13 protein-coding genes are annotated in these 14,619 nt (G+C 45.0%); 6 read left to right on the forward strand and 7 right to left on the reverse strand.

The annotated features are described in order from the left end of the window. Nucleotides 1-3: 3 nt before the first annotated feature. The gene (locus tag B7360_RS05620; protein ID WP_012841511.1) at nt 4-444 is read left to right on the forward strand and encodes a DUF2069 domain-containing protein; all 441 of its coding nucleotides are present in this window, start codon (nt 4-6) and stop codon (nt 442-444) included. A gap of 140 nt (nt 445-584) precedes the next feature. Here the strand turns inward: B7360_RS05620 and B7360_RS05625 are convergent, their stop codons facing one another. Beyond that, on the reverse strand, nt 585-1,793 hold the full coding sequence (locus B7360_RS05625) for a DUF2066 domain-containing protein (protein WP_085342903.1): 1,209 nt from the start codon (nt 1,791-1,793) through the stop codon (nt 585-587). Nucleotides 1,794-2,158: 365 nt separating this feature from the next. Between B7360_RS05625 and B7360_RS05630 the strand changes: the two genes are divergently transcribed. Then, complete coding sequence (locus B7360_RS05630; protein WP_047008859.1) at nt 2,159-3,412, forward strand: uracil-xanthine permease family protein; 1,254 nt, start codon at nt 2,159-2,161, stop codon at nt 3,410-3,412. Nucleotides 3,413-3,530: 118 nt separating this feature from the next. Here B7360_RS05630 and upp read toward each other — a convergent pair whose 3' ends face one another. After that, complete coding sequence (gene upp / locus B7360_RS05635; RefSeq protein WP_041852906.1) at nt 3,531-4,157, reverse strand: uracil phosphoribosyltransferase; 627 nt, start codon at nt 4,155-4,157, stop codon at nt 3,531-3,533. Nucleotides 4,158-4,336: 179 nt separating this feature from the next. Between upp and purM the strand changes: the two genes are divergently transcribed. Together purM and purN are read left to right on the forward strand one after the other, a co-directional pair. Further along, nucleotides 4,337-5,377 (forward strand): phosphoribosylformylglycinamidine cyclo-ligase, encoded by a 1,041-nt coding sequence (gene purM, locus B7360_RS05640; protein ID WP_046875517.1) that lies wholly within the window; start codon nt 4,337-4,339, stop codon nt 5,375-5,377. Between the two features lie 151 nt (nt 5,378-5,528). Next, nucleotides 5,529-6,185, forward strand: a complete 657-nt coding sequence (gene purN / locus B7360_RS05645) for a phosphoribosylglycinamide formyltransferase (RefSeq protein ID WP_085342905.1) — start codon at nt 5,529-5,531, stop codon at nt 6,183-6,185. A gap of 370 nt (nt 6,186-6,555) precedes the next feature. Here the strand turns inward: purN and B7360_RS05650 are convergent, their stop codons facing one another. Both B7360_RS05650 and lpcA read right to left on the reverse strand, forming a co-directional pair. Next, a complete protein-coding gene (locus B7360_RS05650) occupies nt 6,556-7,401 on the reverse strand; it encodes a class II glutamine amidotransferase (protein WP_085342907.1) in 846 nt (281 codons plus the stop codon). Between the two features lie 51 nt (nt 7,402-7,452). After that, nucleotides 7,453-8,028, reverse strand: coding sequence for a D-sedoheptulose 7-phosphate isomerase (gene lpcA / locus B7360_RS05655; protein ID WP_005380392.1), 576 nt, complete (start codon nt 8,026-8,028; stop codon nt 7,453-7,455). 376 nt (nt 8,029-8,404) lie between these two features. Here lpcA and fadE point away from each other — a divergent pair, with 376 nt between their 5' ends. Both fadE and B7360_RS05665 read left to right on the forward strand, forming a co-directional pair. After that, on the forward strand, nt 8,405-10,849 hold the full coding sequence (fadE, locus tag B7360_RS05660; protein WP_085342909.1) for an acyl-CoA dehydrogenase FadE: 2,445 nt from the start codon (nt 8,405-8,407) through the stop codon (nt 10,847-10,849). Nucleotides 10,850-11,060: 211 nt separating this feature from the next. After that, nucleotides 11,061-12,836: a SulP family inorganic anion transporter gene (locus B7360_RS05665; protein ID WP_085342910.1), complete on the forward strand. Its 1,776-nt coding sequence runs from the start codon at nt 11,061-11,063 to the stop codon at nt 12,834-12,836. Nucleotides 12,837-12,909: 73 nt separating this feature from the next. On the opposite strand, the gene B7360_RS05670 is transcribed toward B7360_RS05665, so the two are convergent. The 3 genes from B7360_RS05670 to B7360_RS05680 form a co-directional block, all read right to left on the reverse strand. Continuing rightward, nucleotides 12,910-13,320, reverse strand: a complete 411-nt coding sequence (locus B7360_RS05670) for a GNAT family N-acetyltransferase (protein ID WP_085342912.1) — start codon at nt 13,318-13,320, stop codon at nt 12,910-12,912. 83 nt (nt 13,321-13,403) lie between these two features. Then, entirely contained in the window at nt 13,404-13,796 is a 393-nt protein-coding gene (locus tag B7360_RS05675; protein WP_046875512.1) for a DUF1353 domain-containing protein, read from the reverse strand. 191 nt (nt 13,797-13,987) lie between these two features. Then, entirely contained in the window at nt 13,988-14,344 is a 357-nt protein-coding gene (locus tag B7360_RS05680; protein ID WP_085342914.1) for a hypothetical protein, read from the reverse strand. Nucleotides 14,345-14,619: the final 275 nt, after the last annotated feature.

Below are 14,619 nucleotides of genomic sequence, written 5' to 3' on the forward strand. Positions count from 1 at the left end.
TCGATGTCTGACTCTTTAGACCAAACACCACTCGGTACACAGGCTAAAACCTATCGTTACCTAGCTTTATTTGGCAACTTAGCCTTATTAGCCTGGGTCGCAATTTGGCAGCTTGCGTTGTCCCCTCACCCTCACCTCAGCAGCACAACACTTGCTATTGCTTGGTGTATTCCGCTATTACTTCCGTTGCCTGGTATTTTGGCTGGTAAGCCTTACACTCATGCTTGGGCTAACTTTGTTCTTATGCTGTATTTCTTGCATGCGCTGACCATCCTTTATGTGGATGGTGGAGAACGTTGGCTTGCGGCAGTAGAGTTGCTCCTGACTTCACTCGGTTTCGCTGGCAATATTTTGTTTGCTAGAGCGAGAGGCAAAGAGCTAGGTCTTAAGTTGAAGCGCCTCTCTCAAGTAGAAAAAGAAGAAAAAGCGAAATTCAATAAATAACGCCAATCTCATTCAATCACTGAGCATTGGTTCGAATACGAATTTAGAAAACAAAAAGAGTCGCTATTGCGACTCTTTTTTACGCTTACCACATTGGTGTTTGATCCTTGCGCTTGACGCCTGGAACGCTATCAACGCAATTACGATGCCGAGCGCCACTCGTAGATCAAGTCATACTGTTCTCGGGCAGGCTCCACAATCATCGGCTGAGTTGGGTGCGTTTCGTCCTTTGCTTCCGCCGCGATATCCGCAGGCACTTCAGACTGCACTTTTTCTACCATAGCTGTATCTTTAGCTTCATTCATCGGAGCAATTGGCTCTGCTTCTTGAGTTAAAGCTGGGGCATCAACTTCACCTAAAGGATCTTCAAAAACCATTAATTGAGAAATAGAAGAAGCTTCTTTCTCAAAAGCTTGTTGAGATGCCAAAAGATGGATGTTGAGCGTCAGCTCATCACCTTGGACACGCTTAATTTCCGTACCCGCAACCGAATTAAGTTGTTTTAACGCATTCTCTAAACGGAAGAAGTCCGTGGCAGACGTTACATTAAGGACTTTCACCGCCAACGCTTTTGAAGATTTTCCAGATACTACCACTGCGCTCTTACTCGCGTAGTAGTCAGCGATGCCATCAACCATCTCAGCAATGGCATTGGCGCCTGATGCGGAACCGTTACGCGGAGAGCGCTGTGCTTCAACAATTCTCATTGGTGATTGATCGTATAACGTCCAGCGAATTTGTTCACCTTGAGCACGCACAACTAAAACGGCATCCGCTGGGTAGCGCTGGCTCGCTTGGCCAATTGGCTCAATAAAGCCGCCCCAAAGATCAGAAACATTAACACCAGTTACATCATCAAAATCACCAACCGGGATCGTAATCGGCAAGCCTCTCGATTTCGCAGCACTGCGAAGTGCTACAACGTTTGAAGAGTCGGAATGCTCCCAAGCAATATTACGATCGTAGCCCTGCTCTTCCACCATCCAAACCAAAATATTGGCGCGATTTGGCGACCAAGATGGCAATTGTGCTTGTGTTAAAAGCGAGCTGATTTGGTCGCTGTTAAACAACATTTTTAAGCTCGCTTTTCCATCAACCTGCCCATAGCTCAGCTGGGAAATGTAACGCGCACTTGAACCAAGTGCCTTTTTAATCACTGGATTGCTTAAAGAGGATTGAGAACCGGTCGCTCGAACAATCACATCCTGCATACCTTGTTGACGAGCCAGAGACTCACCGTCGTTCTGCTCACTGTCGATAACCACTTCGGCACGATAGATATCCACCTGAGTTAATGCATATACTGGTAGGGACAACCAACCTATCAGTAAGAGAGCTAAATAGCGCATAGTTTTTATAATCCTCTGAACAAGAACCCGAATAATAAGCAACTATCAAATCTTGAGCAAGGTAAGTACTGAGTAAATTGTCTGTATTATGACCAGCTTTGTTAACTCGGGTCTCAACGAGCACTCTAGTGTTGTTTTTCATAATAAACTCATTGCTTATCCAGCTATCTCAACGAGTTAGACAGTTCATTTTTCTTCGTCACGCAAGACTCGCAAAAGAGACCAATTTGCAAGCAACTAACTCTCAAAAATGCTATTTATGGGAAAGATTCAATCGAAAGTTTGATCCATGCAACGTTGCAAACGATTGCAGGATGATAGTATTCGCCGGATTTGTCTGCGTATCTTGAAAATAGGGAATTATTATGAAAAACGCGTTACAAGGCGCTCAAATGCTCTTTGTCGCTTTTGGTGCTTTGGTGCTTGTGCCGCTGCTAACTGGCCTTGATCCAAATGTCGCCCTCTTTGGTGCCGGTGTCGGTACTCTCCTCTTCCAATTAATGACTAAACGTTCTGTTCCCATCTTCCTTGCCTCTTCTTTTGCGTTTATTGCTCCTATTATGTTCGGTATCCAAACTTGGGGTATCGGCGCAACGATGGGCGGCTTAATGGCAGCAGGCCTGGTTTATGTGGCTCTAGGGGCGATGATCAAAGTGCGTGGTGTTGGATTTATCCATAAAATTCTCCCGCCTGTTGTCGTTGGCCCTGTGATCATGGTGATTGGTCTTGGCCTTGCTCCAACAGCAGTGAACATGGCGGTAGGTAAAACCGGTGATGGTGCTGCACAGCTTGTGAATGGTGATGCTGCGATCATCATCTCGGCGGTCTCACTGCTCACAACTATTGTACTAAGCGTGTTTGCAAAAGGCTTCTTGAAGCTCGTTCCTATTGTTGGTGGTATTCTTGCTGGTTACTCTGTTTCTCTATTCTATGGGGTGGTTGATTTCACTCCAGTAACACAAGCGGCTTGGCTAGCTATGCCAAACTTCACCGCGCCAGAGTTCAACATAAACGCAATCTTGTTCATGATTCCTGTCGCTATCGCACCTGCGGTAGAGCACGTAGGTGACATGCTTGCTATCTCAAACGTTACAGGTAAAAACTACCTGAAAAAACCTGGCCTTCATCGCACAATCGCAGGTGACGGGGTGGCAACTATCGCAGCCTCGATGGTGGGTGCTCCACCAAACACCACTTACAGTGAAGTTACAGGAGCGGTAATGCTAACCAAAGCATTTAACCCTGTGATCATGACTTGGGCTGCGATCACTGCAATCGTACTTGCATTGGTAGGTAAGCTAGGCGCGGTTCTTCAAACGATTCCAGTACCTGTCATGGGCGGTATCATGATTCTGCTGTTCGGCTCTATCGCCACAGTAGGCCTCAACACACTGATCAAGAATAACGTTGATTTACATAAGTCTCGCAACCTAGTGATCGTTGCCGTAACACTTGTATTTGGTATTGGCGGTATGGCTTTCGGTATTGGCGAGTTCAGCCTACAAGGTGTGAGCCTATGCGGTATCGTGGCAATTATTCTTAACCTTGTGCTACCAAACGATTTAGGTGAAAACCACGTTGTAGATAACGCACAAATGGAAGAAGAGAACGCGAAATAGTGCGTCTGCGCTGCTTTACTGAGTGGCGCATTTTATTCTTCTCGTATTATAGATATAAAAAAGGCTTGGTTTTCACCAAGCCTTTTTTTCTGTTCAGTCGTAGTAATACATTAAAGAATTACTTAGTACCGAAGATCTTATCACCTGCATCACCTAGACCCGGTACGATGTAGCCTTTGTCATTTAGCTTCTCATCGATGGCCGCAGTGTATAGCTCCACATCTGGGTGTGCTTTTTCTAGCGCTTCAATACCTTCTGGTGCAGCAACAAGTACCAACACTTTGATTTGGTTACAACCTTTCTCTTTTAGAAGATCAATCGTAGCAATCATAGAACCACCCGTTGCAAGCATTGGGTCAACAACAAGCGCAATACGCTCATCGATGTTAGAAGCAAGCTTGTTGAAGTAAGGAACTGGCTCAAGTGTTTCTTCATCACGGTAAATACCAACAACACTGATACGTGCGCTTGGCATGTGCTCAAGAACACCGTCCATCATGCCTAGACCTGCACGTAGGATTGGTACTACGGTTACTTTTTTACCTTTAATTTGGTCTACTTCTACCGGACCGTTCCAACCATCAATGGTCACTTTTTCTGTTTCAAAGTCTGACGTTGCTTCGTAAGTAAGTAGGCTACCGACCTCAGTCGCTAACTCACGAAAACGTTTTGTGCTGATGTCACCTTCTCTCATTAGACCAATTTTATGTTTTACTAGAGGGTGCTTTACTTCAACAACTTTCATGTCCATCTCCGGCTATAGTTGGCAATATTTAAACAAACCTTCAGATTATACATGATTTTTACAGGGATATCAGGATAAATCACTAAAGAAAAAAACAGACGCAAACGTTTGCTATCTATGTTTAAGCACTGTTAGAATAGCGCGGTTTTCATATCCAACTTAATACCGAGGACTTCCCTGTGAGTGGTAACAACTCTTCTCTTAGCTATAAAGACGCTGGTGTAGATATTGATGCAGGCAACGCGCTTGTGGATCGTATTAAGGGTGCGGTAAAACGTACTCGTCGCCCTGAAGTTATGGGTGGTATCGGTGGTTTTGGCGCGCTATGCGAATTGCCAACCAAATACAAACAACCTGTACTGGTTTCTGGTACTGATGGCGTAGGTACTAAGCTTCGCCTAGCACTGGATATGAACAAGCACGACACTATCGGCATCGATCTTGTTGCGATGTGTGTAAATGATCTTATCGTGCAAGGCGCAGAGCCACTGTTCTTCCTAGATTATTACGCAACAGGCAAACTAGACGTTGATACCGCAGCGGATGTTGTTTCAGGTATCGCGGAAGGCTGTATTCAAGCAGGTTGTGCCCTAATTGGTGGCGAAACTGCGGAGATGCCTGGCATGTATGAAGGCGAAGACTACGACGTAGCTGGTTTCTGTGTTGGCGTAGTCGAAAAAGAAGACGTGATCGACGGCACGAAAGTCGCTGCTGGTGATGCACTTATCGCTGTTGGCTCAAGCGGCCCACACTCAAACGGTTACTCCCTTATCCGTAAAATCCTAGAAGTATCAGGTGCAGATAAGAACGAAGAACTAGCAGGTCGCACTATCGGTGAGCACCTACTAGAACCAACTAAGATTTACATCAAATCAGCACTTAAGATGATTGAGAAACACGACATCCATGCGATTTCTCATATCACTGGTGGTGGTTTTTGGGAAAACATCCCACGTGTGCTGCCTGAAGGTACAAAAGCAGTTATCGATGGTAGCAGCTGGGAATGGCCAGTGATCTTCAAGTGGCTACAAGAGAAAGGCAACGTCGACACACACGAAATGTACCGTACGTTCAACTGTGGTGTGGGTCTAATCGTTGCACTACCTAAAGACCAAGCGGAAGCCGCGGTTGCTCTTCTTCAAGAAGAAGGTGAAAACGCATGGGTGATTGGTCAAATCGCGCAAGCTGAAGCGAATGAAGAGCAAGTTGAAATCCAATAATTTGCAAATCGAGCTCACAAGATAAAAAGAATGAGGACACTAGATGACTAGGTCCTCATTTTGCTATCTAGAACAATAAAAACCATTCTATTAGTAGGTAGTTTAGAAGCTACATAACTCTAACTTACAATACCAAGGCACTCTCGACATCATGAAAAACCATACCCTAAAAAACATTGTGGTCCTCATCTCGGGTAACGGAAGTAACCTGCAAGCTATCTTGGAAGCTTGCGAAAACAGCATGCCAAACGCACGAGTGGCAGCCGTGTTCTCTAACAAAGCAGATGCTTTTGGTTTAGAACGTGCAAAAAAATTTGATGTAGACGGTCACTTTGTCGACCCTAAAGCATTCGACTCGCGTGAAAGCTTTGATGCAGAGCTAATGAGTCAAATCGATGAATACCAACCAGACGTGATTATTCTGGCGGGCTACATGCGTATTCTGAGCAGCGAGTTTGTTTCTCATTACATGGGTAAGATGATCAATATCCACCCTTCTCTTCTACCAAAATATCCTGGGCTACACACACACCAGAGAGCAATAGATGCTGGCGACAAAGAACATGGTACGAGTGTGCACTTTGTAACGGAAGAGCTTGATGGTGGCCCTGTCATACTGCAAGCAAAAGTTCCGGTGTTCGAAGACGATAATGCTAGTGTACTTGCAGCACGTGTTCAGGCTCAGGAGCACCGAATCTACCCTATGGTGGCTAAGTGGCTGGTAGACGAGCGGTTGATCATGAAGGATGGTAAAGCCTATTTAGATGGCGCAGAACTTGGCGCACACGGCTACGCCTCCGATGAGTAGTCCTGAACACCAAACTCCAAACACAAAAGAGCAGCCTGAGAGCTGCCTTTTGTTATTTTGAAACATATAAACTTGATTCAAGAAAGCCGTAGTGAGACTAGAAACCTAAAACCCAACATTCTAAAAAATCCCATAACCACTTGAGTAACACGACACTCGGAAAGTAGATTCTGAATCTGGTTCGTTCCTCACCGTTCAGAATGACGTGGTGTTTTATGAGAAATTTCTATCAGTTCCATCTTTCCGGCAAGCCTTAGCGAGACTAGGAGGCTAGAAAGTATGAGAGTTCACCAGTATCCGCCCTCGATTTAAACGCATAAAAATAAAGCTCGCGATTAAGCGAGCTTTACGAGTTGTTCCGAATGAACCGCTATTCTAACGGCTCAGTTGGCGCCTGATTGCCCGGTTTCACCGCTGCAAACGGCACATTCACCAGTTCAGAGGCATTGTTTTTCACAAGTTCACCTAGGTGAAACAAGCCGTATTCGCCAGGCTTCATCCGCTGCCAAGCTTCATTGCCCGTTAAAGGTTGAGTCGCGATCACAGACACAATGTCATGTGGCGTTGTTTCTTCTTGGAAGTTAATTTCCACATCTTCATCAAGCAAAGCGGCTTTACCAAACGGTGCACGTCTCGTGATCCAATACAAATGATTGGTGCAATACGTCATTACATACTCACCATCACTCAGAAGCATGTTAAATACACCCTTCTCTCTTAGCTCATCACAACATTTAGCAACATATAAGAATACCGATTCCATATCCTTTGGCGGCTCAGGATATCGATCTTCCATTTGCTTCAGCAACCAACAAAAGGCCAGTTCGCTATCTGTCTCGCCGACAGGTCGGTGTCGACCCGTATGTAAGTCTTGATAGCCTGAGAGCTGACCGTTGTGCGCAAACGTCCAATACCTCCCCCACAGCTCACGTGTAAAAGGGTGAGTGTTTTCTAAATTAACACCACCACGATTCGCCTGCCGGATATGACTAACGACAGCACGACTCTTGATAGGATAATTTTGCACTAACTCTGCAATTTGCGACTCACAACTTGGCTTGGGATCTTTGAAAGTTCGAAAACCTTTCCCTTCGTAGAAGGTAATTCCCCATCCGTCACGGTGTGGGCCAGTTCGACCTCCACGCTGCATGAGCCCGGTAAAACTGAAACAAATATCCGTCGGAACATTAGCGCTCATACCGAGCAATTCACACATGATTTAAAAAACTCCCTAACAACACAGCTCGAAAAGGTGGCTGTGAAACGACTATTCCATCTCTTTTTCAATCAACTGAATGATGATATGAATAATCTTAATATGAATTTCCTGAATGCGGTCCGCATAACCAAAGTGTGGCACGCGGATTTCAATATCGGCAAGCCCTGCCATTTTGCCGCCATCTTTGCCTGTTAGCGCAATCGTCTTCATGCCTTTCGCTTGCGCCGCTTCAATCGCTTTCAGGATGTTACCTGAGTTACCTGAAGTCGACAGACCAAACAGTACGTCACCTTTTCGGCCTACCGCTTCTACATAACGGGAAAACACGAAGTCATAACCAAAGTCATTACTCACGCAAGAAAGGTGGCTTGGATCTGAAATAGCAATACCAGCATAGCCAGGACGGTTTTCTCGGTAACGGCCTGTTAACTCTTCGGCAAAGTGCATCGAATCACAGTGAGAACCACCGTTACCACATGACAGTACTTTACCATCTTGCTTGAATGAGTCAGCAATCATTTTCGCCGCTGCTTCGATTTGCGCAATGTTATGGTCATCGCTTAAAAATTTGTTGAGCACTTCAGCAGCTTCGTTTAATTCACTTCTAATCAGATCATGGTACATAAGACGTTCTCTTTATTATTTCGGCTTCAGTCAGTCCTAGATTCACTGAGCAAATTGTTCTGATACCAATTTGGTATCGGACATTTCATAAACCTGAACTCGGGTTTGATTACTCTGAGTTTACCCACAAACGAGAATTAGTGTCGATAGTGAACCAACAGATTTAGATTGGTGATGGTAATAAACTTGTCAACTTGCTCATGAAACCATCACTCAAATCGCAACTTTAGAACTTTAACTCTACTTAGATCACTTTTTATCCAATCTTATGTTTTACATTTCCTTAATATTTTGATTACACTTAAACCAACTGGTTAGACCTCTTACCTAACATACAGACGTACAACACTTATAAAGTCTGAAAAGGAAAATACATATGGACATCTTGCTCTCAATCATCACGATGACGGTCGTGTTAGGCATTACGCTCTACCACCGCATGTCTCTCGTGAAATCTATTAGTTTACTCACAGCAGCTATGTTAGCGCTTACAGTAACAGGCGCGGTTGGCGTTGCTGGTTGGACGATTTACGTTCTTGCTGCCGCTGTATTCGCGGTTCCTGGCGTACGTCAGTCTTTGATAAGCCGCAAAGCATTAGCGCTTTTCAAGAAAGTGCTGCCAGCTATGTCTCAAACCGAAAAAGAAGCGTTAGACGCAGGTACCGTCTGGTGGGAAGCCGAGCTATTTAAAGGCAAACCAGAGTGGCAAAAGCTTCACGCAATTCAAGCACCTAAATTAAGTGCAGAAGAACAAGCCTTTTTAGACGGTCCAGTGAATGAAGTGTGTGCCATGGTGAGCGATTTCCAAGTGACTCACGAACTCGCAGACTTACCGCCAGAAGTATGGCAATACCTGAAAGATCACAAATTCTTCGCCATGATCATTAAGAAAAAGTACGGTGGTCTGGAATTCTCAGCATACGCGCAATCACTAGTACTACAAAAACTAACGGGTGTTTCTGGCGTTCTATCGTCTACCGTTGGTGTTCCTAACTCTTTGGGTCCTGGTGAGCTACTGCAACACTACGGTACTGAAGATCAGAAAAACCATTACTTACCGCGCCTAGCTGAAGGTAAGGAAATCCCTTGTTTCGCCTTAACGAGTCCAGAAGCGGGCTCTGACGCTGGATCTATTCCAGATTACGGTGTGGTCTGTAAAGGCGAATGGGAAGGAAAAGAAGTACTGGGTATGCGCCTGACTTGGAACAAGCGCTACATCACCCTAGCGCCAGTCGCAACGGTACTAGGCTTAGCATTTAAACTTCGCGATCCTGAAGGTTTGCTAGGCGACAAAGAAGATCTTGGCATCACTTGTGCGCTTATCCCAACTGATGTCAAAGGTGTTGAGATTGGTAACCGACACTTCCCGCTCAATGTGCCATTCCAAAATGGTCCAACGCGCGGTAAAGACATCTTTGTTCCTATCGATTTCATTATCGGTGGTGAAAAAATGGCGGGCCAAGGTTGGCGTATGCTGGTTGAGTGTTTGTCGGTTGGACGTGGTATCACACTACCTTCAAACTCAACAGGTGGTATCAAAACTGCCGCAATGGCCACAGGTGCTTACTCACGCATTCGTCGCCAGTTCAAACAGCCAATCGGTCACATGGAAGGCGTAGAAGAGCCATTGGCACGTCTTGGTGGTAATGCTTATGTGATGGATGCAGCAAGTAACTTAACCGTGGCAGGTATCGACCTAGGTGAAAAACCTTCGGTTATCTCAGCTATCGTGAAGTACCACTGTACTCATCGCGGTCAGCAAAGCATCATCGACGCAATGGACATCGTAGGCGGTAAAGGGATCTGTATGGGACCTTCTAACTTCCTAGCGCGTGGTTACCAAGGTGCACCAATCGCGGTAACGGTTGAGGGTGCAAACATCCTAACTCGTTCAATGATCATCTTTGGTCAAGGTGCGATTCGTTGTCACCCTTACGTTCTTGAAGAAATGAACGCAGCATATTCTGAGGCTGGCGATGCAGTTGAGAAGTTCGATAAAGCGCTTGCTGGTCACGTGAGCTTTACAATGAGTAACCTCGTGCGCAGTATCTGGTTTGGTTTGAGCGATGGTTTAGGTTCTTCATCACCAACCAAAGATGCAACCAAGCGTTACTACCAACAATTGAACCGTTACAGCGCAAACCTTGCTCTGCTATCGGATATCTCAATGGCAGTGCTAGGTGGCTCTTTGAAGCGTAAAGAGCGTCTATCAGCGCGTCTTGGTGACATTCTAAGCCAGCTATATTTGAGCTCTGCGACGTTGAAACGTTTTGAGCAAGATGGCCGCCCAGTCGAAGATTTACCATTAGTACACTGGGGTCTACAAGACAGTTTGAAACAAGCGGAAGTGGCGGTAGACGAATTCTTAGCAAACTTCCCGAACAAAGTGATTGGTCGTGCACTGCGCGTGTTAATCATGCCATTCGGTCGTGTACGCAAAGCGCCAAGCGATAAACTAGACAGCAAAGTGGCGCGCATTCTACAAACGCCTAGTGCAACGCGCTCACGCATTGGTCGCGGTCAGTACCTTGAACCAACCGAGCACAACGCAGCAGGTAAGATTGAGCTTGCCCTGTCAGTCATTCTTCAAGCTGAGCCAGTGTTCGACAAAGTATGTAAAGCGCAAGGCAAACGTCGTCCATTCCTACGTTTGGATATGATTGCTCAGGAAGGGCTAGAGCAAGGCTTGATCACGCAAGAAGAAGCCGACCTACTAAGAGAAGCTGAACAGCATCGTCTGGATACAATCAACGTTGACGACTTTGAGCCGGAATTGCTCGCCGCAAAGCCGCTATACCCTCAGATGGATAGCGTTGCCTAACTTTCTAATCTGAAACCATAAAACGGGAGTAACAACTCCCGTTTTTTTATAGCTACCAGAATAGCGTTCATAACACCTCACACCACGAAGAACCTCTGCGCAAGCGCAATAAAATCCACGCACTCCGAACCTTCCCCCGATTTCCAGTGATAACTAACTCACAGACGTTCCAAGCAAGCGGTGTATACTTTTAAGTAACTCACTCACATATATGGTAAATCCGTTGGCTAAAATATTATTCGCACAGTGGTTCCCTGGGCTTGTTCAGCTTAAGCATTATCAAAAAGAATGGTTTGTTAACGACTTTAGAGCCGCCTTTTCTGTTGTCGCGGTTGCCCTGCCAGTTGCCATAGCTTATGCACAGCTAACCGGTGTATCTGCAATTGTCGGTCTGTACTCGTGTGTACTGCCAATGTTGGTATACGCCATGATGGGCACATCTCGACAACTCATTGTCGGACCCGATGCAGCAACCTGTGCAGTGATTGCCGCCGTTGTTACGCCGCTTGCCGCGGGTGATCCTACAAAGCATTGGCAGTTAGTCATGACCATGACAGCGATGACTGGTATTTGGTGTGTACTGGCCAGTCGTTTCAAGTTAGGGGTGTTTGCAGACTTCCTTTCTCGCCCGATTCTTTTGGGTCTACTCAACGGTGTCGCTCTCACAATTATCGTTGGTCAGTTTGCCAAAGTGGTCGGTTTGAAATACGAACAACGTTATTTGCTGGAACGCTTATGGGAGGCTCCACAACGATTAACCGAGCTTCATTGGCCTACCGTAACTCTGAGTATCGTGACGGTTGTCATTTATTTACTCACCAAACGCTACCGACCAACTTGGCCTGCTGCCATGCTGGCGATACTCGTGACTACCGCGTCAGTTTGGTTTTTCCATTTAAAAGAGATGGGCGTATCCGTAGTTGGGCTCACTCAAGGTGGTTTCCCTCAGTTTCAAACGCCGGAGTTTGAGCTAGGTGAAGTTCGTGAGCTAGTGGTCCCGGCGCTCAACCTTGCGATTGTCAGCTTTGTTAGCATGATGCTCACCGCGCGCAGTTTCGCCGCTAAAAACGGTTATGATATTGATGCAAATAAAGAGTTTCAGGCGTTGGGCTTTGCCAACATTGCCTCAGCGTTTTCGCAAGGTTTCGCGATAAGCGGCGCTGACTCACGCACAGCGGTAAATGATGCAAATGGCGGTAAATCTCAATTAGTTTCGATTGTCGCCGCAATCACCATTGCCATTATTGCGGTATTTATTTATGAGCCTTTACAGTTTATTCCCATCGCATCACTTGGTGTCGTGTTGATCATCGCATCCCTGTCGCTGCTCGATCTCAAAGCCATTTGGAAATTAAAATCTCGTGACAAAGATGCGTTCTATCTAGCAATCATCACTTTTATTTCTGTTTTGATCGTAGGCGTAATACCGGGGATCACTTTGGCGGTACTGCTAGGGCTGTTTCAATTTTTACGTATTGTCATGCGACCGAGTGATCAGCTACTTGGCTTGGATGAAAAAGGCACCATTCGGACTATCGACGACTCAGGAAAAGCTTCGCCTATTCCTGGAATGGTGATTTACCGCTTTAACTCGCCGCTGACTTACTTCAACGCACCTTACTTTAAACGCCGAGTGTTAGAGCAAGTAGAACATCACAAAGACGCAAGTTGCGTTGTCATCGACGCCGTATCGAGCTTTACTCACTTAGATCTCAGTGTGATGGCAACACTGGCAGATATTCACAATACTTTAAAAAAGAGAGGCGTACGCTTAATCCTCGCAGGAAGGAAACGACGCTTACGTCAATGGTGTGAGCTTACTGGTATCAGCACCAGTGAAGGAGGCATCTTACTGCGAGCCGATATGTACCTTGCCATTAAACTTAGTGGCTGTTACATCAGTGCTGTGGGTGAGGGACAAATTCCTACTGTTCAAAAAGAGCCTGATTTAGAGCAGCCACCCAAACCAATTCCAGAAGTGGCTTAAATGGAAATTTAATATAGAAAACAGGAGATTAAACTCCTGTTTTCAAGTACTTATCTTCACAGCTGAATACGTATTACGCCTTCGGCTTAAACTTTTTTGTCATCCCTTGGCTTTTAGGAGCCACCAGCCTATAACCAAGCTTTTCGTAAAAGACCGGCTCATCAGCAATCATAGAAACGTAAGAGCCTTCAAGTGCAACAGAAGAAAGATAACCGTCGATGTATTCCATGACTTTTCTACCTAAACCGTTACCTTGATAATCAGAATCAACGGCAACGTCGACAATTTCGAAGTTACACGCCCCGTCACCAACAATCCGGCCCATTGCAATGAGCTTTCCTTCATCCCGGACAGATACGCCATACAACGAATTGGGTAGACCAATTTCAGCAGCTTTCAACGATTTGGGTGATAGCCCGGCTTTGACGCGCATATCACAGTATTCTTTCGGGCTTGGCACGTGCTCTTCATATCTTATTGTCATTATGTACGACTCCTTTGTATCACCTTGGAGCTTACATAACCAAACTGTATAAATAAACAGTTAAAATTGGAAAGATGTTCCCATTAAGCACACAAAGTGTCGGGTCTGGAAAAGAAGCCACCGACAACTCTGACGCCATAGTAGATATAAGTCGCTCTGAAGCTAGACATTCCTTTTTCTAAACATATTTCTCTCAGCAACATATCCGCATGCTTTCGAGCACTTTGTGGCAACACCTCTTCCCTCATGAGTTGGTAAACAGCATCATGAACTAAAGAAGCTTTCATAATGTTTTTTGTGTCTAACGCCGGCCCACTCGCTCCATCCCATGCGTAGCCCTTTTTAATCGTTAACACGCCTTGTTTGGACAAACTAAGAAAAGGGCTGTCATACGCGTTACTCACTGAAATGTGAGTCTCAATCTTTTCTTCAGAATGGAGAGTGTATTTATACTTCTGACGCTTTTTGTATTTCATCAGAGACCTCGCGTTTACTTATTCTTATTTATCACGCACAGCTGAATATTTATCCAGAAACCCTACAAGATCGGCTCTTGTTATTATGGCGTACTACCTATTACAAAGCCCAAATCAATGTAAATAGAACTCCATGCAATCAATAAAGCCAGAACCCCTGACTTTATTGATCAAAATTTAACCAGAAATCCTTATTCTGAAGGAAGTCTACTCAATTTTTTATGGATATCTTCTACAAAATTGGCTTGTTCACTTGGAGAAACCTCTAGAACATAATGAAAAAACGGACTTGTATGCTCAGTAATTTTATACTCTTCACTTAACAGCTTAATTACTTGTTCATGATTAAATCGTGCGGAGACTAAGCCACTCTCGGTTTCTTGAGTTATAACTATATAGTGAGCGGTTGGAAAAACCGTAAACCTTCCTTCGACAGGAAACCAGGGAGCAAAAGAAATAATCTCGTCATCAATTATGTATGCTTGAGGTTTACTGACATAAGTGTAAGGGTACTTTTCATCTAAATAGGGTCTTGCTGTATCAAACAAGCCATCATAATAAGTTGGTATTTCTACTTTTTGGATTTTACTTAAGGGATCAAAAGTGAAGGTATCAAGTTATTTTAAATTATTACTTCCCGCATCTGGATTATTAATACCATCATCAATAGAAGAGCAACCTACAATTATCACTGCACAAAAAAAAGCTAAAATTTTATTCATTATTTCTTTATACCGAATCAACTTGAAGATGCAGGCTTGAGAACCTGAAAATTATCATTAATTCGAGATGCCAAAGAGCCTGCGATCTCTGGAAGAGTCAC

This window comes from Vibrio sp. ArtGut-C1 (genome assembly GCF_002105475.1).
GTDB lineage: Bacteria > Pseudomonadota > Gammaproteobacteria > Enterobacterales > Vibrionaceae > Vibrio > Vibrio diabolicus.

Excerpts from the sequence above, each read along its gene's own strand:
- B7360_RS05620 (WP_012841511.1), top strand. The coding sequence starts at position 4 with ATGTCTGACTCTTTAGACCAAACACCACTCGGTACACAGGCTAAAACC.
- B7360_RS05625 (WP_085342903.1), bottom strand. The coding sequence starts at position 1,793 with ATGCGCTATTTAGCTCTCTTACTGATAGGTTGGTTGTCCCTACCAGTA.
- B7360_RS05630 (WP_047008859.1), top strand. The coding sequence starts at position 2,159 with ATGAAAAACGCGTTACAAGGCGCTCAAATGCTCTTTGTCGCTTTTGGT.
- upp (WP_041852906.1), bottom strand. The coding sequence starts at position 4,157 with ATGAAAGTTGTTGAAGTAAAGCACCCTCTAGTAAAACATAAAATTGGT.
- purN (WP_085342905.1), top strand. The coding sequence starts at position 5,529 with ATGAAAAACCATACCCTAAAAAACATTGTGGTCCTCATCTCGGGTAAC.
- B7360_RS05650 (WP_085342907.1), bottom strand. The coding sequence starts at position 7,401 with ATGTGTGAATTGCTCGGTATGAGCGCTAATGTTCCGACGGATATTTGT.
- lpcA (WP_005380392.1), bottom strand. The coding sequence starts at position 8,028 with ATGTACCATGATCTGATTAGAAGTGAATTAAACGAAGCTGCTGAAGTG.
- fadE (WP_085342909.1), top strand. The coding sequence starts at position 8,405 with ATGGACATCTTGCTCTCAATCATCACGATGACGGTCGTGTTAGGCATT.
- B7360_RS05665 (WP_085342910.1), top strand. The coding sequence starts at position 11,061 with ATGGTAAATCCGTTGGCTAAAATATTATTCGCACAGTGGTTCCCTGGG.
- B7360_RS05670 (WP_085342912.1), bottom strand. The coding sequence starts at position 13,320 with ATGACAATAAGATATGAAGAGCACGTGCCAAGCCCGAAAGAATACTGT.
- B7360_RS05675 (WP_046875512.1), bottom strand. The coding sequence starts at position 13,796 with ATGAAATACAAAAAGCGTCAGAAGTATAAATACACTCTCCATTCTGAA.